This window comes from Blautia sp. MSJ-9 (assembly GCF_018919065.1).
Classification (GTDB): domain Bacteria; phylum Bacillota; class Clostridia; order Lachnospirales; family Lachnospiraceae; genus Blautia_A.
Window position 1 is genome coordinate 32,143 of record NZ_JAHLQG010000053.1, and the last position, 21,263, is coordinate 53,405.

General features: G+C 41.6%; 20 protein-coding genes. All 20 read right to left on the reverse strand.

Features of this window, described 5'->3' with window-relative positions; translation table 11 throughout:
* Positions 1-52: 52 nt before the first annotated feature.
* The 20 genes from KQI87_RS14975 to KQI87_RS15070 all read right to left on the reverse strand — a co-directional run bounded on the left by KQI87_RS14975 (position 53) and on the right by KQI87_RS15070 (position 21,245).
* Positions 53-1,438, reverse strand: coding sequence for a hypothetical protein (locus tag KQI87_RS14975; RefSeq protein WP_216460816.1), 1,386 nt, complete (start codon positions 1,436-1,438; stop codon positions 53-55).
* Positions 1,435-1,932 (reverse strand): antitoxin, encoded by a 498-nt coding sequence (locus KQI87_RS14980; protein ID WP_216460817.1) that lies wholly within the window; start codon positions 1,930-1,932, stop codon positions 1,435-1,437. Before KQI87_RS14980 ends, KQI87_RS14975 begins: the two co-directional genes overlap by 4 nt.
* 15 nt (positions 1,933-1,947) lie before the next feature.
* Positions 1,948-2,550: a DUF3990 domain-containing protein gene (locus tag KQI87_RS14985; protein WP_216460818.1), complete on the reverse strand. Its 603-nt coding sequence runs from the start codon at positions 2,548-2,550 to the stop codon at positions 1,948-1,950.
* Between the two features lie 19 nt (positions 2,551-2,569).
* Positions 2,570-2,791: a hypothetical protein gene (locus KQI87_RS14990; RefSeq protein ID WP_216460819.1), complete on the reverse strand. Its 222-nt coding sequence runs from the start codon at positions 2,789-2,791 to the stop codon at positions 2,570-2,572.
* A gap of 219 nt (positions 2,792-3,010) precedes the next feature.
* Positions 3,011-4,750 carry a DUF262 domain-containing protein gene (locus tag KQI87_RS14995; protein ID WP_216460820.1) on the reverse strand — a complete coding sequence of 580 codons (1,740 nt, stop codon included), beginning with the start codon at positions 4,748-4,750 and terminating at the stop codon, positions 3,011-3,013.
* A gap of 99 nt (positions 4,751-4,849) precedes the next feature.
* Positions 4,850-5,383: a hypothetical protein gene (locus tag KQI87_RS15000; protein WP_216460821.1), complete on the reverse strand. Its 534-nt coding sequence runs from the start codon at positions 5,381-5,383 to the stop codon at positions 4,850-4,852.
* A gap of 143 nt (positions 5,384-5,526) precedes the next feature.
* Entirely contained in the window at positions 5,527-5,721 is a 195-nt protein-coding gene (locus tag KQI87_RS15005; protein ID WP_216460822.1) for a type II toxin-antitoxin system RelB/DinJ family antitoxin, read from the reverse strand.
* Positions 5,722-5,849: 128 nt separating this feature from the next.
* Positions 5,850-7,928: a lysine--tRNA ligase gene (lysS, locus tag KQI87_RS15010; RefSeq protein ID WP_216460823.1), complete on the reverse strand. Its 2,079-nt coding sequence runs from the start codon at positions 7,926-7,928 to the stop codon at positions 5,850-5,852.
* 374 nt (positions 7,929-8,302) lie between these two features.
* Complete coding sequence (gene greA / locus KQI87_RS15015) at positions 8,303-8,785, reverse strand: transcription elongation factor GreA (protein ID WP_117676877.1); 483 nt, start codon at positions 8,783-8,785, stop codon at positions 8,303-8,305.
* A gap of 266 nt (positions 8,786-9,051) precedes the next feature.
* A complete protein-coding gene (gene dusB, locus KQI87_RS15020; RefSeq protein ID WP_334300751.1) occupies positions 9,052-10,011 on the reverse strand; it encodes a tRNA dihydrouridine synthase DusB in 960 nt (319 codons plus the stop codon).
* Between the two features lie 52 nt (positions 10,012-10,063).
* Positions 10,064-10,429, reverse strand: coding sequence for a DUF6145 family protein (locus KQI87_RS15025; protein ID WP_118512249.1), 366 nt, complete (start codon positions 10,427-10,429; stop codon positions 10,064-10,066).
* 126 nt (positions 10,430-10,555) lie between these two features.
* On the reverse strand, positions 10,556-11,359 hold the full coding sequence (locus KQI87_RS15030; RefSeq protein ID WP_216460824.1) for a biotin--[acetyl-CoA-carboxylase] ligase: 804 nt from the start codon (positions 11,357-11,359) through the stop codon (positions 10,556-10,558).
* The gene (argF, locus tag KQI87_RS15035) at positions 11,359-12,360 is read right to left on the reverse strand and encodes an ornithine carbamoyltransferase (protein ID WP_118572081.1); all 1,002 of its coding nucleotides are present in this window, start codon (positions 12,358-12,360) and stop codon (positions 11,359-11,361) included. The genes KQI87_RS15030 and argF overlap by 1 nt, the downstream gene beginning before the upstream one ends.
* A gap of 36 nt (positions 12,361-12,396) precedes the next feature.
* Positions 12,397-13,338: an SPFH domain-containing protein gene (locus KQI87_RS15040; protein WP_173697013.1), complete on the reverse strand. Its 942-nt coding sequence runs from the start codon at positions 13,336-13,338 to the stop codon at positions 12,397-12,399.
* Positions 13,339-13,340: 2 nt separating this feature from the next.
* The gene (locus KQI87_RS15045; RefSeq protein WP_008707795.1) at positions 13,341-13,775 is read right to left on the reverse strand and encodes an NfeD family protein; all 435 of its coding nucleotides are present in this window, start codon (positions 13,773-13,775) and stop codon (positions 13,341-13,343) included.
* Positions 13,776-13,795: 20 nt separating this feature from the next.
* The gene (locus KQI87_RS15050) at positions 13,796-14,569 is read right to left on the reverse strand and encodes a TrmH family RNA methyltransferase (protein WP_119241357.1); all 774 of its coding nucleotides are present in this window, start codon (positions 14,567-14,569) and stop codon (positions 13,796-13,798) included.
* A 9-nt stretch (positions 14,570-14,578) separates the two neighbouring features.
* Complete coding sequence (locus tag KQI87_RS15055; protein ID WP_055060112.1) at positions 14,579-15,232, reverse strand: potassium channel family protein; 654 nt, start codon at positions 15,230-15,232, stop codon at positions 14,579-14,581.
* 74 nt (positions 15,233-15,306) lie between these two features.
* Entirely contained in the window at positions 15,307-16,701 is a 1,395-nt protein-coding gene (locus KQI87_RS15060) for a TrkH family potassium uptake protein (protein WP_226824596.1), read from the reverse strand.
* Between the two features lie 3 nt (positions 16,702-16,704).
* Complete coding sequence (gene pfkA / locus KQI87_RS15065; protein WP_216460825.1) at positions 16,705-17,703, reverse strand: 6-phosphofructokinase; 999 nt, start codon at positions 17,701-17,703, stop codon at positions 16,705-16,707.
* A gap of 74 nt (positions 17,704-17,777) precedes the next feature.
* Positions 17,778-21,245, reverse strand: coding sequence for a DNA polymerase III subunit alpha (locus tag KQI87_RS15070; RefSeq protein ID WP_216460826.1), 3,468 nt, complete (start codon positions 21,243-21,245; stop codon positions 17,778-17,780).
* Positions 21,246-21,263: the final 18 nt, after the last annotated feature.

The window sequence follows — 21,263 nt, forward strand, 5'->3', positions numbered from 1 at the left end:
GACCTCTTTAATTAAATCAGAAAACTTACCAATTTTGATTAAACGTAATTCTCTACTCCCATCCAATAACAAGACGGTCGATTCCTGCGTTTGCGTAAGCTTTTATTTTCTCCGGATGATTCAGTAATTCTTTATCTATTCCAAACAAAGAGTTAAAGCGTCCGGTTATATTCAGATGTTTTGGATATGACAACCTATATATGCTGCAATAATGCGAGCATTCTTTTACCAGATACTGTATGCCTCGGTTTCCTGTTGTGCAGATTGCGTAAAGCGGACAATACTGAGATGTATTGGTCTGATAGTATGGAAGATGCAGACTGTTTTTTCCCTGTGGAAATTCCTGTTCATAGCCGCAGGATTCCCATTCATAACGCTGAATTCCAAACTCACTTTGCAGATATTTGCGATAGAAATCTGCATTTAAATTGTTCTGACTGTACAGACTTTTATCACCTTTTTTATATGGGAATCTTGGGTCTTTTTTTCGCTTGTTTAACAGAATACCCAAACATGGAATAAGATACTGTCTCATCTCGTTAATAGCTTCTGATTTCTTTATTGCTAATTCTGCATTTTGTTTTGCTATAATATCTGCCATCGCCCAGTCATTTATAACGATTTCTATACAGGTATCTTTTTCTTTGCACCATTGTGCAAGACGATTTATCAGTTCTTCGATGGGCTTTAACATAAACTCCCGAATATAAGAGAACGCAATTGTAATTCCAAGAGATTCTTTATACGCTTTCTCTAACATCATAAATAATTCTTTCTCATCTGGAAATAGCAGATGGCAAAACTGATTTCCAATATAAATACGGTTCAAATTAAGTCCATGTCCAATATTCGATTTGTTGTCCGGGCTATCATTTTGCTTATTTGAGTCTAATTGATTTCCCGTTATCCTCTTCCATTCGTAACATTGCTCTATCAACTGTTTTATGTCGTTTTGCAGATATTCTCTGTATAATTCCGGTCGGTCAATTTCAATTGCCGTTTCCAGACTGTAATTTTGTCTCTCTTCCAGGCTATAATAATTAACCGGCTTTTTTTCCGGGTATTCCGTTAATGCTCTGGCAAGTTCTTCATCGTCATCTTCCAGTTTCAGGCGGATATACCTGCTGTACTGTCCCTGCAGTTTTCTTACTTCCTGCTTGTAACTCTCACTATTTACAAGCACTGTGTATTCCATACAAAACTCTACAAGTTCCGAAGAAACATTGTCCTCTTCAATTGTATAATTCCTGATTTCTATTTCATGATAATCAGCCTGTTCCATATCATAAAAGCAAACCAAAAAAGATTCCGGCGAAGCTGCCTTTTCAGCCAGTCTGAACCGGAATCCCTCTTCAGCAAGTTCTATAATCCTGATTTCCTTTCCATCCATAAAACCGGATAGCAGACCGAAAGGAATCATTGATATTCCGTTTTTCATCGTTCTTCTGCTCTCTGCATTCTTATTCTTTTAAATATTTCATACTGTCGTTCCAATTCCGCATTTTCATCTGCTAACATACCCTTTGCCTCCAGTATTCTCTCAATTGCCTGAGACGGATCCATTGTATGATATGGTAAAAATAAACCTCTCAATTCTTTTGGTTTTATAATTTTATAAACTTGTGCAGATGTTAATTCATAAGTAATTGAAAGATATCTGTAAAGATACCCAATCCAGTACATTTCATTATGAGTATATTTTACAGATCCATAATCTGAAACTCCATATTCTTCATCTACTAATTGTAAAATATCATTTGCCTGAATATTACTTTCAAGAACAGATTCGTTATCAAGCCTTTTTGCTATCTTACTTCTCATAAAACGTCTAATAAAAATCTCAGAACTCGATTCCATTTTATCAATAGAGTTTTCAAATGCTGTCGCCTGAAGTTCGCATAAAAGTAAACCGTCTTTATCTATCTTTTTCATGCACCAGTCACCTCTTTACTCCAATATTTCATCAATATACCGACCTTTTCCTCTATATTGCTTTCTTGCCAATTTTACTTTATTATCCCCTAATTTTGACTCTTCAAGTCGTACATTCTTATAGTATTCCCTCTCATTATTCGAAATATAACAACGTTCTATAAGCTTTGCCTGAGACACTGCTTTTTCACTTATAAAAATATACTGCATTCCAAGATTTGTTGCAGCAAGACAGTGCTTGCATTGTTCATCAGTAAGTTCCCCTGCAATAAATGAATTGATGATCTGGAACATACGATTATCTGCTATTGGTGCTATTATGTAATCACAATCTCTTGACTGCTCTATAAGTTTCTCTATAATTGGATGATTCCTGTACTCATCCAGTGCGCCTCTATAATAAGCAATTGTCATCATCCACTCCTGATCTACTTCGTATCTTTTACACTTTAAATTTTTATCATCAAAGCGAATATAATATACAGATGAATGGTCAAATCCCGAAACAAACGAAATTGCCTGCTCATAGCTTTCTCCTGTATAAAATCCCTGCCCGAAATCATTATTATGTCTCTGCTTTTTATAGGTTAACTGCTCAAATTGAAATTCTTCTTCCACTAATTTCGATTATGTTTTATTACCTGCGTACAACTCCACATACCAGTGAGATAATTCCAACTACCACTACAAGCGGCAGTGCAATTGTAACCAGTCCGCCAATTGTCAGGGCAATTAAGACAAACGGTAGAAATACCAGTGTAAACAACACTTTTGCAATTCCCCATGTCATCTTAAACGCCAGTCCGATCAACTTTCCAAAAACTCCGATCATCAGGCAGATAAATACTAATGTAAGCATATCTTTCACTCTCTCTTTCTCAAACATACTCAAATATTATTTAGTTACTCAGCAGATTTTTCTTTATTCCACTCTACTGTACACATTTCATCTAATCCAAGATAAATGTTCCTCATATAATATAACGTCTGAGAATTTAATTTGTATTCGGGATTTTCTTAAGTTTTACTATAGATTTTCTGAGATGTTGATATTTGTTAACATCTCTTTATCAGGTAACTACTGTTTCAGCAAATTATTCTGCTGCAGATAATTGATAAAGCAGGCAATCATATTTTTATATCGGTCAATAATATCTTTCTCTGCAAAATCAGTCAATCCATCTGTCAAATCAAGAAGCTCAACGACACCTGTTTTCTCTTTTACTTGTCCCTTGCTATTTGTAAATCCTTCATAATACTTCTTTTTATCCGCAAAGCGATAATCAGAAGCCCGAATATTGATTCTTTTTTCAAGCAAAGCTTTATTTCCTAATGATTCTACATTTCTGGCATCACTTAACGAATTTTCTTTCTCATTTCTGTTCCGGGCATAAATATGTTCAATCTCAAAGATAGTTTCAAGAGAAAGCAGTGGTTGTTTATCATTTTGATATGCCCACCAGGCTAACATTGCCTTTGTAATTGGACGTCCATTATTAAAACTGAAATTATCAAACACACTTCTTATGGTATCCGCATCAAATTTATATTTTGAAAACTCAACAGGCTTATTATTTACTATATTTACCATTTCAGCATACACTGGAGTTCTAAGTGCATTCACTCCCGGAGTTGTAACAGAATACGTCCATATAAAGCCAGTTATCTTTCGTAAGAATGTATAGAACTTCTCATCATCAAGCAAACCTTCGTTATCTTTATTCTGCATAAAATATACAGATACAAAATATGTCCACATTCCATTAGGCGCATAGTTCAATATAAAGAACTGCTTTAAAACCCTATTTGAAAATCTATCGGCATCTTGATTAGAAACGTCTTCCCAAAATTCAGCTAATATAATTAATTCTGTTAATGTATTTGTATCCTTCAGAAGAGCATAGGAATTTTTCTCATAAAACTTTCTTAAAGCTTCCGTCGTAGATGATACAATTCCCATCTTAGCACGAATAAAATACATATATCGTGTAAACAATTCGTCCATCGGTGTTCCTGAAGCAGGATGAAATATTCTCTCACAAAGTTCTTCGAGCTTTTTCCATTGAGTAATAAACTCTTCCTTTTTACCTAATTTAGAAAAATGCTTATAAAACTGTGCCTTAAAAATGTCTGCATCAGACAATGGTTTTCCTCTATCATTAAGCGTTGAAAAAATACGCAATGCGGTGTCCTGCGACTCTGCTTCAATCGGAAGAAGGATACAATTATTCATAATACGAGTAGGCAAATAAGCAAAATATGTAGGATATTTCGTCAGGAAGTCATCAATATTCTCCTGGAAAAATCTGAAATTGCAGGCATATCTGCTTTTCATCTCTTTGCTGACTATTCCCGTTTTTAAAATTTCAAGAAACTCATCTTTGTCATTATCAGTAGCAACCTCTGAATCTATCTTGAGCTGCGACATATCTGGTTCTCCAAATTCATCCGTTTTCCATAAACATTTTTCAATGTTTTGTCTTGTTGATACTGACGCTTTGTCCTGCATATGACCAAACTTAGAATAGAATGCTCTTAAAAGTAACATAAGAGTTGTCAATCTCTGCTGTCCGTCAATAACCTCTAATTTATCTTCATTTCTAAAGGTTACAATTGGACCGAGAAAATACTCACTATTGCTGTCAAATTCTGTTTTTCCTTCATCAGGAATAGCAAAAGAAAAAATATCATCCCAAAGAGTTCTGCATTCAGCTTCGCTCCATGCATAAGGTCTTTGATAATCTGGTATTAAAAAGTCCGATTTTTTACTCTGAAATAAATCTTTTATCGTCTTTTGGTCTACATTTAATTTTGACATAACTTAATTCCTTCCTTTTTTTGCAAAAATCTTCTGCCTTCTTTCTATACATTATCTATAAATACACAATAAGATTTTTCCAGAAAAATAAATTCTCAATCATTCCTTTTGTTCATATTCATCACATAATGTCTCAATTGCATCTGGGGTTAATCCACATTCTTTACGGTATTCGATGTGCTGTCTAGTTGCGTCAAGTGCTTTATTTAATCCTTTCTGTCCATATTCCCGCAAAATATAGTCAAAATATTTTTTCGTTGCTTTCGCACTGATTGCTCTTTTATAAACAACGCCATCCAACATACCACTTACAGCATATAAATACATCAACGCAGAATTACGGTTCATTCCTGTTTTCTGTACAATCTCATCTGCCATTTCCTGTGCATTCTTACCTTCTGAAACTTTCTTTCCATATTCATAGCAGGTTCTGATCATTTCATCTGTCATTTTTTTATATGATATAGACAAGTGCTTCACCTTTCCACTCCCCTCATTATCAACTAAATCTTCCTCATTTTCATCTTCTATTCTTGCTGAAATATTCCCGACCTGTTGCTTTAACAAACGTACCTCATCTTCCAATATTTTAATTCTGGATAACAATTCCAGAATTATAGTTTCATATTGCATATTTTCTCTCCGTTTCTTTTATAATAAATATTTCTATTTATTATATACTATATATTTCTTTCTATTTCAATACATTTCTTTATTTTCTACAATATTTCTATTTGGTTTAAATAGACGTTTTCATAGTCGAAATTCCTATTTATCTAAAAATCCCACGGATTGCAAAAGCAAAAATCTGGAAGTTTCATCTCAAAAGAAATTCCTCTCTGAAGTACAACCTGTCTCAAAAATATTCCTACTGCATTGGACATCAGAATATCAAATCGATCAAGCACTTGTTCTGCCTGTTCTTCTACTTTAGACTCAACACGCGCAAATACATTTGCTGTTCTTTCCATAGATTCTTTCGATAAACAGATAAAAATAAAATTATCCTGAACAAGTTACAAGTCAAAAGCACTTGTAACTGCCAGGATAATTTATTTTCACTATCTTAGTCAACGATAGTCCGCTTTATTTCTTAATTTTAGTACAGTTTTGCACCAGCTGGGATATGATTATCAACCATAAGCAGATGAAGTTCCTCATCCTCTGAATCTTTAAGGTTGTTCACTGCTGAAAGCAACATTCCGCAGGATTCGATTCCCATCATCTTACGTGGCGGCAGGTTTGTGATTGCGATCAGAGTCTTGCCAACCAGTTCTTCCGGCTCGTAGTAAGCGTGGATTCCGCTTAAGATTGTACGGTCTGTGCCGGTTCCGTCGTCCAGGGTGAACTGGAGGAGTTTTTTGCTCTTCGGAACTGCTACACACTCTTTAACCTTTACAGCTCTGAAATCAGATTTGCTGAATGTATCAAAGTCTACTGCTTCCTCAAATAAAGGTTCAACCTTTACATTTGAAAAATCAATCTTCGCATTGTCTGTGAAGAAGCCATTGTTGTCACCTGCAGGTGCTGCTGTTTCTTCTGCTGCGCCGGCCTGTGCTGCATTGTTTGCTTCGTTCTTTGCTGCACCCTGACTCTTCATGGTCGGGAACAGAAGTACGTCACGGATTGCCTGGCTGTCTGTAAGCAGCATAACCAGACGGTCGATTCCGTATCCGATACCACCTGTAGGCGGCATACCGATCTCCAGTGCATTCAGGAAATCTTCATCTGTGTGGTTAGCTTCCTCATCTCCTGCGTCAGCAAGAGCATCCTGTGCTTTGAAACGCTCTCTCTGATCGATCGGGTCATTAAGCTCGGAATATGCGTTACACATTTCCCATGTATTAATGAACAGCTCGAAACGTTCTACCTTATTCGGGTCAGAAGGTTTCTTCTTTGTCAGCGGAGAAATCTCGATCGGATGATCCATGATAAATGTCGGCTGGATCAGTTCTTTCTCACAGTATTCCTCGAAGAACAGATTGATGATATCACCCTTCTTATGACGTTCTTCATATTCGATATGATGCTCAGCTGCAAGCTTCTTAGCTGCTTCATCATCTGCAACTTCATCAAAGTCAATTCCTGCGTATTTCTTGATCGCATCATTCATAGTCAGACGTTCAAACGGTTTGCTGAGATCGATCTCGATACCATTGTAGGAAATCTTCGCAGAACCGCAAACCTTCTCTGCCAGATAACGGAACATGGATTCAGTCAGTTCCATCATGCCTTCATAATCTGTATATGCCTGATAAAGCTCCATCAGAGTAAACTCCGGATTATGACGGGTATCTACACCTTCATTACGGAATACACGTCCGATCTCATAAACTCTCTCAAGACCACCAACGATCAGTCTCTTCAGGTAAAGCTCAAGAGAAATACGAAGCTTAACATCTTCGTTCAGTGCATTATAATGAGTCTCAAAAGGTCTTGCTGCGGCACCACCTGCATTTGCAACCAGCATTGGAGTTTCCACTTCCATGAAGTCACGGTCTGCAAGGAAGCTGCGGATCTCTTTAAGGATTTTGGAACGTTTGATAAATACGTTCTTGCTGTCCTGGTTCATGATAAGGTCTACGTATCTCTGACGATAACGTGTATCTGTATCTGTCAGTCCATGGAATTTCTCAGGAAGGATCTGTAAGCTCTTGGAAAGAAGAGTCATGCTTTCTGCATGGATAGAAATCTCACCTGTTCTTGTTCTGAATGCAAAACCTTCCAGTCCGAAGATATCACCGATATCGGATTTCTTGAAGTCTGCATAAGAGTCTGCTCCGATCGCATCTCTTGCTATATATACCTGGATATTTCCCTGTAAATCCTGGATATTGCAGAAAGAAGCTTTTCCCATGACTCTCTTGAACATCATACGGCCTGCGATCGCTACGTGGATCGGGCTTGCGTCCATGATTTCTCTTCTCTCTTCGTAATCTTTCTTAACTGCTTCCTTTGCCTGTTCTTCATCAAGACCTGTTACATCTACTTCTGCACGGTCTTTGAGAAGTTCTGCCTCATGTGCTTCATAAAGATTCTTCACTTCCATTGAGTGATGAGTCTGGTTAAACTTTGTGATCTGAAATGGGTCTTTTCCATTAGCCTGAAGATCTGCAAGCTTGTCGCGACGTACCTTCAGTAACTGGTTTAAATCCTGTTCCTGCTTCTGCTGTGCCACCTTGGTTCCTCCTTGTATTCTTAAAAATGATTAATTATTTTACATTTCCAGATATCAGATACTGTTTCTGATTACGCGAATTCACGTTTATTCCGAAACCGTATTACTGGTATCATTTTATGTAACTGTTCAGTACCTTCACAGTTACGAGTCAAAATCCATTAAAAATCGCCTTTGGCGATGGGATTTTGACTTGTATGTCTCGGGATTTTGGCATCTTCATGCCAAAACACCTCGTGGAATAGTGGACTGCTGAATAGTTACCATTTTATTTAATATACAGATTTATTCTATCTGCTTATATAGTCAGAGAAAGGTGCGCGTCATGCTTTTTTGCATGGTAAATGTTTACGCGCACCTCAGTCATCTGTCTCTTATACGTTTCTCTGGATCTCCAGAACTTTGTATTTCATGATTCCTGCTGGCATTTCTACCTCTACTACGTCACCTGTGTGAGCACCCATAAGTGCTTTTCCAACAGGAGATTCGTTGGAGATCTTGCCTTCAAGGCTGTTCGCCTCTGTGGAACCTACGATCTTCAGTTCGATGTCTTCTTCGAATTCAAAATCGTGTACTTTAACCTTACATCCAACGCTGATCTTGTCCAGGTCTACTTCGTCCTCTACAACTACTTCAGCATTCTTTAAGATCTTCTCGATTTCTTCGATACGTGCTTCAATGTCTCTCTGTTCGTCTTTCGCTGCATCGTATTCCGCATTCTCTGATAAGTCGCCCTGTTCTCTGGCTTCCTTAATTTTCTCTGCTACTTCTTTTCTCTTTACTACCTTTAAATCATGCAGCTCTTCTTCTAATTTTTTAAGTCCTGCATAAGTTAGTAAGTTCTTCTTTTCTTCCATAACAACCTTACTCCCTTCATCCGGTATCATCTTTGGTGTGTCCTGCACACCCCGGATCACTACATGGATTTATGTGCTTCCTGATACATCATACCTGAAAAAGGGCAGACTTATTCTAGGATATTCACAATTCCTGTATTATACATAAAAGCGCCCGGATTGTCAAGCATTCCGGGCACCTTTACTACTGTTTATATTTCTCATTTCAGCAGATACAAAATAACTTACAAACTATGATTCTTCAGCATTTTCTATCGTCTGAAGTTCTATCCCAGTCTGGACAAAAGCTGCTCCAGAGCTTCATAGCTTTCAATGGTATTGGATTCCCTTCGAAGTCCGGCACTGTGGCGCATGCCTGCAGTATACCAGGCAACGTGCTTGCGCATTTCGCGGATTCCTACGAATTCACCTTTCAATTCAATCTGCTTTCTGGCATGACGCAGGATCATCTCACGGATTTCCTCTACAGATGGGCGTTCCAGCAATTCTCCTGTCTGGAAGTAATGATTCAGTTCGCGGAATAACCATGGATTTCCTCTTACTGCACGGCCAACCATAACGGCGTCGCATCCAGTCTGTTTCACCAGCGCTTCTGCTTTCAGCGGAGAATCTACATCTCCGTTTCCAATCACAGGAATGCTAATCGCTTCTTTCACTCTGCGGATAGTATCCCAGTCTGCTGTACCTGAATAGTACTGCTGTCTGGTGCGTCCATGCACTGCAAGTGCTGCTGCTCCCGCATCCTCGATGCGTTTCGCAATCTCAACAATATCTATCGGTTCATTTTCAAATCCTATACGCACCTTGACAGTTAATGGCTTACTGATAGCAGATGATACTTTTCGAACAATTTCTTCGATCAGGTTAGGATTCTTCAGCAATGCAGAACCCTCACCATTATTGACTACTTTCGGCACCGGGCATCCCATGTTGATGTCCAGAATATCAAATTCCCTGTCCTCAATGGATTTCGCAACCTCTGCCATGAGGTCCGGTTCACTGCCGAAAAGCTGCATGGATACCGGATGTTCGCACGGATCGATTTCCATCAGGGCAATAGTATTCTTATTGTGAAAAGAAATCGCTTTGGCACTGATCATTTCCATACAGATCAGACCGGCCCCCTGCGCCTTGCAGAGAGTTCTAAATGGAAGATCTGTTACACCCGCCATTGGTGCAAGGACAAATGGATTGTCAATCTGCACATTTCCAATTTTCCACTGCATCTTCATGAATGGTTCTTTTGCCTGTACCGACTCATTCTTTGTCTGCATGGATTCAATCCTCACTGCCCGGTGTTTTCTTCAGTTCTTCTTCCGGGATGTCTCCGAGGAAGAATACTTTATAATACATTTCCAGAGATTCCAGAAGTTCTTTCTTGTCCTGCTGGATCTGTTTAATCTTCAGACCGCTTCCGATCTCATCGTAGCGGGCATCTGCTTCCAGAGCCTCTGTCTTGAACTGGAGTCTGCCGTTTTCGTCAAATTCCAGAGTCAGGATTCCGCCCACATCTTCTGTGTAAAGAACGCACATGATCTGTAGTTCTTTCTTTACATGATCCGGAAGTGCGTTGAAGTCCTGGTTAAAATAAAATTTCTTCTCATAGGCGCTTGCGCCGCAGAGAGTAATATTATCCTGATACATAAATTACTGTTTCCCTCTTTCGAAATTCTTCAGAATCATGTAATTTAACTTAAATCACAGATTCCATATTTATTAATAATTCTCAGGCGGTTAAAAAGTCATATCGTATAATGCCCGAACGACTCTTTATACATAACTGTAAAGTCCACGCACCGAGACCTCTCCAGCGCTGACTTTCACAACTTCTTTGTCCTGCTTTTCCACAAGCAGCTCACCTTTTTCATCGATTCCTCTGCAGATTCCCTCGAAACTTCTGTCACCATCGATCACTCTGACCGGCTGGTTCAGGTTTGCAAGGATTCTGTGGTAATCATCCAGCAGATGAGTAAAATCACAGGTTTGGATAAATCTCTCATAGTTGATCTCGAAATATTTCATCACCTGTGCAATCACCTGATTTCTGTCATATTCATGACCGCCCTCCAGAATCAGTGAAGTCGCTTTGTCCTGCATTTCTTCCGGAAATTCTTTCAGGTTTACATTGATTCCTACTCCGATGAGAACATAATTGATCTTCACACCATTTGTTCCCATCTCGGTCAGGATACCACAGATTTTCTTCTTAGAGATCACAATATCATTGGGCCATTTAATACTTACGTTAAACCCCAGTTCCTCTGCTGCCTGTGCCACTGCCATTCCCATAACCAGTGTCAGCATAGACGCATACTGCGGTGAAAATTCCGGACGTAAGAGCAGTGTCATCATAATAGAGCTGCCCTCCGGCGCTTCCCATCTTCTGTCAAAACGCCCTCTTCCCGCAGACTGAAATTCCGCAACTGCCAGAGTTCCATGCTCTGCACCATCTTTTGCCAGACGCTTGATCCATGAATTGGTAGAATCTGTTTCTTTTGCAAAATGGACGGTTTTGCCCGCCCATTTTGTGTCTATCGCCTGTGAAATTGTTTCTTCATTATACAGATGTGCCATTATTTGTTCTCCGGCTCTCCTAATGTTGCTACCATAACAGCTTTGATAGTATGCATACGGTTCTCTGCCTCATCAAATACTTTGGACTGCTCAGATTCAAATACTTCGTCTGTTACTTCCATGTCTGTCAGATTGAATCTCTCGCCCATTTCCTTGCCGATCTTTGTCTTAAGGTCATGGAATGCAGGCAGACAGTGAAGGAAGATTGCTTTCTCTCCTGCGTTCTTCATAACGTCCTTTGTTACTTTATAAGGTGTCAGATCATGGATTCTCTCTGTCCATACCTCATCCGGCTCACCCATGGATACCCATACGTCTGTATAGATAACGTCTGCATCCTTTGTTCCTGCCTGAACATCCTCTGTCAGAGTGATGCTTCCGCCGGATGCTTTTGCATATTCCTCGCACTGAGCAACTAACTCTGCATTCGGGAAATATTTCTTAGTTGTGCAGGCTACGAAATGCATGCCAAGTTTTGTGCAGGCAATCATCAGGGAATTACCCATGTTGTAGCGGGCATCACCCATGTATACAAGCTTACGTCCTTTTAAATCTCCGAAATGCTCACGGATTGTCAGCATATCAGCGATCATCTGTGTCGGATGATATTCGTTCGTAAGGCCATTCCATACCGGAACACCTGCATGTTTTGCAAGCTCTTCTACGACTTCCTGACCAAATCCACGATATTCGATACCATCATACATTCTTCCCAGAACTCTTGCTGTATCTGCAATGCTTTCTTTCTTACCGATCTGAGAACCTGTCGGATCCAGGTATGTGCTTCCCATTCCAAGATCATGGGCAGCTACCTCAAAAGAGCAGCGGGTTCTTGTACTTGTTTTTTCAAAAATAAGTGCAATATTTTTGCCTCTGTAATATTCGTGAAGCTCGCCGGCTTTCTTCTTTGCTTTAAGTTCTGCGGATAAATCAATAAGATATGTGATCTCCTCCGGTGTAAAGTCTTTCAGTGTCAGAAAGTTTCTTCCTTTTAAGTTCATAACAATTCTCTCCCCGATGTCATTTATTCTCTTTTGTTATTTGTCTGTCTCCGCTTTCGGATCAGTGACGATCTCTTTCAGCGAACTTGCCAGACCTGCGATTCCCTGAATATCCGACGGAATAATGATCTTGGTTGCCTTACCGTCTGCTGCCTTGGCAAATGCTTCCAGACTCTTCAGTGTCAGAACTGCCTCATCTGCTCCTGCCTCTCTGATCATGCGAATACCCTCTGCATTGGCATTCTGAACTTTCAGAACTGCCTCAGCCTGTCCTTCTGCCTCCTTGATCATACGCTCTTTCTGAGCCTCTGCGCGGAGGATTGCTGCCTGTTTCTCAGCTTCTGCATCCAGAATTGCGGATTGTTTCTTACCTTCTGCAACAAGGATCGTAGATTTCTTCTGACCTTCTGCGATCAGGATTGCTTCACGACGTTCACGCTCAGCTTTCATCTGTTTCTCCATTGCATCCTGAATAGCTGCCGGAGGAATAATGTTCTTCAGTTCCACACGATTGACCTTGATTCCCCATGGATCAGTAGCTTCATCAAGAGAAGCTCTCATCTTGGTATTGATCGTCTCACGTGATGTAAGTGTCTCATCCAGTTCCATGTCACCGATAATATTTCTTAAGGTTGTTGCGGACAGATTCTCGATTGCCATGATCGGATTCTCCACACCGTAAGTATAAAGCTTCGGATCTGTGATCTGAAAGAATACGACAGTATCGATCTGCATGGTTACGTTATCCTTTGTGATAACCGGCTGCGGTGGAAAATCCACTACCTGTTCCTTCAGATTTACCTTTCTGGCTACTCGTTCAATAAACGGAACCTTGAAGTGAATTCCTGTACTCCAGGTTGCCTGATAAGCTCCCAGACGTTCCAGGATTACTGCATATGCCTGTGGTACAATGCGGACGCAGGATGCAAGGACCCATACCGCAATAACGATAATAACTATCAGAAAAACCACGCCCATAACTAATCCTCCTTATTCTGTTTTACGATAAGTTTCACACCTCGGATCTCTTCGATCGTTACAACGGTGCCTTCGCCGATTTTTTCGTCATCAGCAGAACGTGCAGTCCATTCAATGTCATTGATACGAACCTGGCCTGTCTGCGCCAGATTGTCAATCTCCTGAATCACAACTGCTTTCTTTCCAATCAGACTGTTTGCATTGGTCTGTATGGTTTCTTTGTTGAAGTACTTCATTGCCAGTGGTCTGGTAAAGATGAGAAGTACCAATGAAACACACAGAAACAGCAATATCTGTACAGTGAGGTTCGCTCCTGCATAACATGCAATAGCAGCGACCAGTGCGCCGCCGGCAAACCAGATGGTGGTCAGTCCTGCAGTAATCGCCTCTACAACAAGCAATAATGCAAGAATCCCAAGCCAGATCAAAGGCTGCATGAAACTCCTCCTTTCGTCTGCTATCGTCTCTGACGAGCAGCTTCATACATGAGAATCCCGGATGCCATGGCAGCATTCAGAGATTCTACTTTTCCACACATAGGAATCCGTATCAGACAATCAGCACTGTCTGCCGCTTCATCTGTCAGTCCTTTTCCCTCATTACCAATCAGGAAAGCAGTTCCTCCTGTGTAGGATTCCTTATCGTAAGAGTTCTTACCATGCAGATGTGCCGCAAATGTGCGGATATTTCTGTCTTTCAGTTCCTGTGCTAATGATACCACACTTTCCACATATAGGAAAGGCATTCTGTAGACAGAACCCATGGTTGATCGTATAACCTTCGGGTTTGTGATATCCACGCAGGTCTTTGTCAGAAGAACCCCGCTTACTCCGGCGCCCTCTCCTGTACGGAGAATAGTTCCCGCATTTCCCGGATCCTGCAGATCCTCCAGAATCATAACCAGCGGATTTTTCCCGCCGAGAATATCTTCTAATGTATAGGAAGGTTTCTTAAGCACTGTCATAATTCCCTGCGGCGTCTGTGTATCGCTCATCTGTCGAAAAACAGAATCTGCTACTATCTCATATGGAAGTTTCTCCACCTGAGCCATCAGTTCTGCATCACCGCTGAGAGCTTCTGATACATACACCTTCGAGATCCAATCCTTCGGTGCTTCGCCGAACATTTTTCTTCCTTCTGCAACAAAAAGCCCTTGTTCTCTGCGGGCTTTTGTTTTCTGGTTCAGCTGTATGATATTTTTTACCTGTCCGTTATTTACACTGGTGATCATATCTTATCCTCAATTTTCCGAAACCTTATTCAGGTCACTGTTTGCTCCTGCTGCAACAACTGTGCAGTCTGCCGGAAACACTTCATCCGGCGCCACATTCATATTCATCTTATCGCCATGCTTCAGACCGATCAGATTGATGTTATACTTTTCCCTGACCTTCAACTCCCGAAGTGTTTTTCCTATCCATTCCCGCGGGATCTTAAATTCTGCCATACTGAAATCAGAAGAAAGCTCAAACATATCGACAAATCCACTGGAGAGAAGATTTCTTGCAACTCTGATACCCATGGAATGTTCAGGATAAATCACCTTATCTGCCCCTATTTTCTCCAGTATCCTGCCATGAAGAGGATTCATTGCCTTCGCCATGACAAAAGGAACTCCAAGTTCTTTCACCTGCATCGTTGCTGTAATACTGGCCTCCATATTCTCGGCTACTGCGATGACCGCAACATCTACGTTCTGAACTCCAAGCGATTCCAGAATTCCCGGATCACGCACATCTGCCTTGACAGCATAGGAAACTTTCTCTGCGATATCCTGCACATTATCATCTTTATCGTCAATGGCAAGTACATCGCAGTTCGCCTCTGCCAGAGTAAGGGCTACCGTCATCCCGAACTGCCCAAGACCGATCACTGCATAAGATTTGTTCTTCATTTTCTTCCTCATTTCTCTTTCTGAACATGTATTCGTTATCCTCTGCGAATATCCGCCTGACTGCCGAACCGTTACTATCCAATCATAATATCTTCTTCTGCCAGATGTGAATCTGCCGGCATTTTCTGTACACGTACAGTCACTGCAGTTCCCAGAGTCAGCGGACCGATTCTTCCCAGATACATAGTCAGAATCACGATCCATTTGCCTGCTGTATTCAGGCAGGGTGTCAGCCCTCTGCTAAGTCCTACCGTTGCAACCGCAGATGTAATTTCATAAACAACATCTTCTATAGGTGCTTCCGGCATGGCTGCACACAACAACATACTCATGAGAATAAGTACTGTAAGTACCATACCTGTCACTACGATGGCAGAACGGATATAGCTGTCTCTGATTCTCCTGTGGTGTACTTCCACATCCCGTTTTCCCTGAAGATTGGATTTCAGACTCAGCAGAAGGACCGCAACTGTTGTTGTCTTAATTCCACCTGCTGTTCCCATAGGGGAACCACCGATCAACATCAATATCAGGCACAGCATATAAGTTGCATTGGAAAATCTCTCCTGGCTTACAGTGAAAAATCCGGCTGTTCTTGTGGTAACTGACTGGAACAAAGATGCCATCCACTTCGTTCCCGGCGAATATGTCCCAATACTTTCCGGATTTCCATGATCAAACAGAAAGATCAGTACTGTACCGCCCACAACAAGTATCAGCGTCATCATCAACACAATCTTACTATGAAGACGAAGATTTTTAAACACACGTCCCACAGGAAGTTTCCCTCTGATGACTCGTTTGATCTTATCCCAGATATCCCACCAGACCACAAACCCAAGACCTGACATAATGATCAGTCCTACACTTGTAAAGTTTACGATCGGATCAGCAACATACTGAGCCAGGCTGTCCTCTCCCAGCAGATCAATACCAGCATTACAGAATGCAGATACTGCCGTAAAAACAGAGTATCCCAGACCTTTTGCCAGACCGAACTGCGGAATAAATCGAACTGCATAACACACTGCACCGATTCCTTCTGCTCCAAACACACAGATCAGAACTTTCTTCACCAGCCTGACCATCCCACCCATTCTGTCCATATTATAGGACTCCTGGATAACACGCCGGTTCCTCAGCGATATTTTCTTTCTCAGACTTATAAAAATAATACTGCCCAGGGAAATCAGTCCCACACCTCCGATCTGGATCAGGATAAGAATAATAATCTTGCCTGCCAGAGTCCAATGAGTTGCCGTAACAACTGTCACAAGCCCTGTTACACATATACTTGTGGTTGCGGTAAACATGGCATCTGTAAAAGATGTGTGGTATCCGGGTGCCGTACAAAACGGCAGCCACAGAAGTAATCCCCCTAAGATAATCACCCCCGCAAAACCGAGGGTAATTATCTGAGCAGTATTTAATTTATGCAGTCTGTTATATAACTGCATCTTTTTATTCATTTGTTATTTGTTGTTTTTATCATAGTTATGAGAAAGTGACTGGCATACCTCCCACTGATAGTCAGAGATACCTTTCTGCATAGCAAGTGCTTCATTGATATCGAAGTCTACGAATTCACCGTGACGATATCCAACAACACGGCATGTCTTGCCTGCAACAAGAAGATCTACAGCCAGAGCACCCATCATAGATGCATATACACGGTCTTTACATGTCGGGCTTCCACCACGCTGCATGTGTCCAAGGATTGTAGCACGTGTTTCAATACCTGTGGCAGCTTCGATACGTTTTGCCATTGCTTCAGAATGGCCAATACCCTCTGCATTGATGATGATGTGATGCTTTTTGCCTTTCTTACGGCTCTCGATGATGTTGTTGATCAGCTTCTGCTCATCATAATCATATTTCTCTGGGATCAGAACGTCCTCAGCACCGTTAGCAATACCACACCACAGGGCAAGATATCCTGCACCACGGCCCATAACCTCGATGATACTGCATCTCTCATGAGAAGTAGAAGTATCACGTACTTTATCGATTGCTTCCATTGCTGTGTTTACAGCTGTATCAAAACCGATTGTATATTCTGTACATGCAATATCAAGGTCAATTGTTCCCGGAAGACCAATTGTATTAATTCCAAGGTTTGCAAGTTTCTGAGCACCTGCAAAAGATCCGTCACCACCGATAACAACAAGTCCGTCGATACCATGTTTTCTACAGATCTCTGCACCACGCTGCTGTCCTTCCGGTGTACGGAATTCTGCACAACGTGCTGTGTAAAGGACTGTACCACCACGCTCGATCGTATCAGATACATCTTTTGCGCTCATGTCAATGATCTCTTCATTTAACAGACCATTGTATCCTTTCAGAATACCTTTTACATTCAATCCTGCGCTTAAACCTCTTCTGACAACTGCACGGATTGCAGCGTTCATTCCCGGTGCGTCACCACCGCTGGTAAGGACACCAATGGTTTTTATCTTCTTTTCTGCCATCTTTTCTTCCTCCATCTTATGAATCTATCTCATCTTTTTACTATACACATATTCGGGTATAGTTTAGCGCATTTTTATAAGTTTTTCAATCCTCTTTCTACAACTTTAACATTGGTTTGACCATATTTTTCGTACATGTAATTCATCCATGAGTCCTGTATTTGTGCATGATAACCAACTGGAAGCTTCTTTATGGCCTTTACATCTTTCAGATAGATCACAACAGCACTGTCACCAGGTGATCTTCGAATATCTGAGAGTAATTCCTGGGACAGTTGTGCATAGGCTTCTTTGTTGTCAAACTGGAGCCAGATTTCTCTTGGCATGTTGTCAAACGGACGGATTTTCTCGAGGATCAGTTTGCTGGCACGGTCATCTTCTGCAGATACTCTTCCCTGGATAAACACTCTGGCATCTTCATTCAGAAACTGCTGGCTTTTTTCATAATCGCGCGGGAATACAACTACTTCTACTGTTCCTACCAGATCTTCTACTGTCAGAAATGCCATGACCTTGTTAGTCTTTGTATATTTGATGGTTTTATCCGTAATCATTCCGCCAATGATCACTTTCTGACCGTCCATGACTTTCGGAAGATTTGTCTCTTCATCCTGCTGGAAATCAGAAGTCTTTGCGGAGATGGTTTTCTCCATCATTGTACGGTAATTCTCAAGAGGATGTCCACTGAGATAAATTCCCAGAACTTCTTTTTCATAACCGAGAAGTTCTTCCTTGCCAAATTCCTCTACGTTCGGCATGCGGATTTCGAATTCTTTCTTGTCTTCCTCACTGACCAGGTCAAAAAGACTCATCTGTCCCACAAGACTGTTCTTCCGCTCCTGGCTGATGTTATCTGCAATCTGCTGGTAGACCATCATCTTCTGACGGCGGTTGCCTTCCAGACAATCCAGCGCACCGGCTTTGATGAAGTTTTCTACTGCACGCTTATTCATCTGCTGTGTATTTCGCTCCATGAAATCCTTCAGTGAACGATACAGTCCGTTCTGTTGACGTTCACTTACCAGACTCTCGATGACCGGACGACCTACACTTTTAATCGCTGAAAGTCCGTATCGGATCGCACCGTTATCTACAGAAAAACCATACATTCCGCAATTGATATCCGGTGGAAGGATCTTGATTCCCATCTGGCGGCATACCAAGAAATACTCTGCTACTTTTGTCGGGAAATCAATAACTGAGGTCATCAGAGCTGCCATAAATTCTACCGGATAATAATATTTCAGATATGCAGTCTGATAGGAAACAACTGCATAAGCTGCTGCATGAGATTTATTAAACGCATACTTCGCGAAATCAATCATTTCATCGTAAATCTTATTGGCTGTTGCTTCATCGATCCCATTAGCAATACATCCCGGAACTCCTTCTGCTTCATTTCCATATACAAAGTTCTGGCGTTCTTTTTCCATGACTGCCGCTTTCTTTTTGGACATGGCACGACGTACAAGATCGCTTCGTCCAAGCGTATAACCGGCCAGGTTACGAACGATCTGCATAACCTGCTCCTGATATACAATACAACCATAAGTCGGCTTAAGGATCGGTTCCAGCTGAGGGCAGTCATATTTAATGGTATCCGGACGGTTTTTGCCACGGATATACTGTGGAATAAAATCCATCGGACCCGGACGGTAAAGGGAAATTCCCGCGATTACATCTTCAAGGCTCTGCGGTTTCAGCTCTTTCATGAAGTTCTTCATTCCTGCGCTTTCAAGCTGGAACACGCCATCGGAACGGCCGGTGCCGAGGGAGTCGAGAACTTTCTTATCATCATAATTTATTTTCTGCATGTCCAGAGTGACACCTGCATCCTTCTGGATCAGCTTTACTGCATTCTGGATCACAGTCAGGGTACGAAGTCCCAGGAAGTCCATTTTCAGAAGTCCCAGTTCTTCCAGTGTTGTCATGGTGAACTGAGTAACAATGGAACCGTCCTGTGCTCTGGAAAGAGGTACATATTCGGATACGTCTTTCTGGCTGATAACCACACCTGCCGCATGCATGGAAGTATGTCTTGGAAGACCTTCCAGGCGTCTCGCCATATCGATCAAATAATGAACATCATCCTGTTCTTCGTATGCTTTCTTCAGCTCCGGATTCATTTTCAGAGCTTTGTCGATGGTGATGTTCAGCTCCTGCGGGATCATCTTTGCAATGGAGTCCACCTGTGCATAAGGCATGTCCAGTACACGGCCAACGTCACGGATTACACCGCGGGCTGCCAGAGTACCAAAAGTAACGATCTGAACGACGCAGTCATCACCGTATTTGCGGCGCACATATTCAATTACTTCCTGTCTTCTCTCGAAGCAAAAGTCAACGTCAATATCAGGCATGGAAACTCGTTCCGGATTCAGGAATCGCTCAAAAAGCAGATCATAACGAATCGGATCAAGCTGTGTGATTCCCAAAGTATAAGCAACGAGACTTCCTGCTGCAGAACCTCGTCCGGGACCTACCATAATCTCATGGTCACGAGCATATTTGATGAAATCCCATACGATAAGGAAGTAATCCACGTAACCCATGTTCTTGATAGTAGATAATTCGTATGTCAGACGGGATTTTAATTCCTCTGTAACCGGATGATAGCGCTCTTCCAGTCCTTCGAAACAAAGTTTATTCAGGTATTCCCAGGATGTAAAACCATCCGGTACATCGAATCGCGGCAGCTTGGTTACACCGAATTCAATCTCTACATGACATCTCTGAGCAATCTTATGAGTGTTCTCCAAAGCTTCCAGAGCATATGGGAAAAGCTGTGCCATTTCTTCAGGGGATTTCACATAATACTGCCCACCTTCATACCGCATTCGATCCTCATCTGCAAGTTTCTTGTTAGTCTGCAGACAGAGAAGGATATCGTGCGGTGCAGCATCCTCTGCCATTGTGTAATGCACGTCGTTGGTTGCTACCAGGTCAATTCCTGTTTCTTCGTGCATACGCAGAAGTTCCTGATTAACTACCTGCTGTGCAGGAATTCCGTGATCCTGTAATTCCAGGAAGAAGTTTCCCTTTCCAAAAATGTCCTGATAACGGAGAGCTGCTGCCTTTGCATCTTCGTACATTCCTCTCTGAAGATATCTGGCAACCTCACCTGCAAGGCAGGCACTTAATGCAATAATACCTTCATGGTATTCTCTCAACAGTGACAGGTCTACTCGAGGTTTATAATAAAATCCCTCTGTGAAACCTTTCGATACAATTTTCATCAGGTTTGCGTATCCCTGATTATTCTCTGCCAGAAGAACCAGATGGTAATATCTGTCTTCTCCGCTTCCTGCTTCACGGTCAAATCGGGAGCCGGGAGCTACATAAACCTCACATCCCAGGATCGGATTGATTCCCTCGGCCCTTGCTGCACGGTAAAAATCGATCACACCGTACATGACTCCGTGATCTGTGATCGCCGCGCTGTCCATGCCAAGTTCCTTGACACGAGCTACATATTCTTTTATTTTATTGGAACCATCCAGCAGACTGTATTCTGTATGGACGTGAAGATGTGTAAACTCCAACTTTGTATCTCTCCTGTT

Excerpts from the sequence above, each read along its gene's own strand:
- KQI87_RS14990 (WP_216460819.1), bottom strand. The coding sequence starts at position 2,791 with ATGCTTACATTAGTATTTATCTGCCTGATGATCGGAGTTTTTGGAAAG.
- argF (WP_118572081.1), bottom strand. The coding sequence starts at position 12,360 with ATGAACTTAAAAGGAAGAAACTTTCTGACACTGAAAGACTTTACACCG.
- greA (WP_117676877.1), bottom strand. The coding sequence starts at position 8,785 with ATGGAAGAAAAGAAGAACTTACTAACTTATGCAGGACTTAAAAAATTA.
- KQI87_RS15050 (WP_119241357.1), bottom strand. The coding sequence starts at position 14,569 with ATGATCACCAGTGTAAATAACGGACAGGTAAAAAATATCATACAGCTG.
- dusB (WP_334300751.1), bottom strand. The coding sequence starts at position 10,011 with ATGCAGTGGAAAATTGGAAATGTGCAGATTGACAATCCATTTGTCCTT.
- KQI87_RS15055 (WP_055060112.1), bottom strand. The coding sequence starts at position 15,232 with ATGAAGAACAAATCTTATGCAGTGATCGGTCTTGGGCAGTTCGGGATG.
- KQI87_RS14980 (WP_216460817.1), bottom strand. The coding sequence starts at position 1,932 with ATGAAAAAGATAGATAAAGACGGTTTACTTTTATGCGAACTTCAGGCG.
- KQI87_RS15045 (WP_008707795.1), bottom strand. The coding sequence starts at position 13,775 with ATGCAGCCTTTGATCTGGCTTGGGATTCTTGCATTATTGCTTGTTGTA.
- KQI87_RS15030 (WP_216460824.1), bottom strand. The coding sequence starts at position 11,359 with ATGGCACATCTGTATAATGAAGAAACAATTTCACAGGCGATAGACACA.
- KQI87_RS15040 (WP_173697013.1), bottom strand. The coding sequence starts at position 13,338 with ATGGGCGTGGTTTTTCTGATAGTTATTATCGTTATTGCGGTATGGGTC.
- KQI87_RS14995 (WP_216460820.1), bottom strand. The coding sequence starts at position 4,750 with ATGTCAAAATTAAATGTAGACCAAAAGACGATAAAAGATTTATTTCAG.
- KQI87_RS15025 (WP_118512249.1), bottom strand. The coding sequence starts at position 10,429 with ATGTATCAGGATAATATTACTCTCTGCGGCGCAAGCGCCTATGAGAAG.
- KQI87_RS15060 (WP_226824596.1), bottom strand. The coding sequence starts at position 16,701 with ATGAATAAAAAGATGCAGTTATATAACAGACTGCATAAATTAAATACT.
- KQI87_RS14975 (WP_216460816.1), bottom strand. The coding sequence starts at position 1,438 with ATGAAAAACGGAATATCAATGATTCCTTTCGGTCTGCTATCCGGTTTT.
- KQI87_RS15000 (WP_216460821.1), bottom strand. The coding sequence starts at position 5,383 with ATGCAATATGAAACTATAATTCTGGAATTGTTATCCAGAATTAAAATA.
- pfkA (WP_216460825.1), bottom strand. The coding sequence starts at position 17,703 with ATGGCAGAAAAGAAGATAAAAACCATTGGTGTCCTTACCAGCGGTGGT.
- KQI87_RS15005 (WP_216460822.1), bottom strand. The coding sequence starts at position 5,721 with ATGGAAAGAACAGCAAATGTATTTGCGCGTGTTGAGTCTAAAGTAGAA.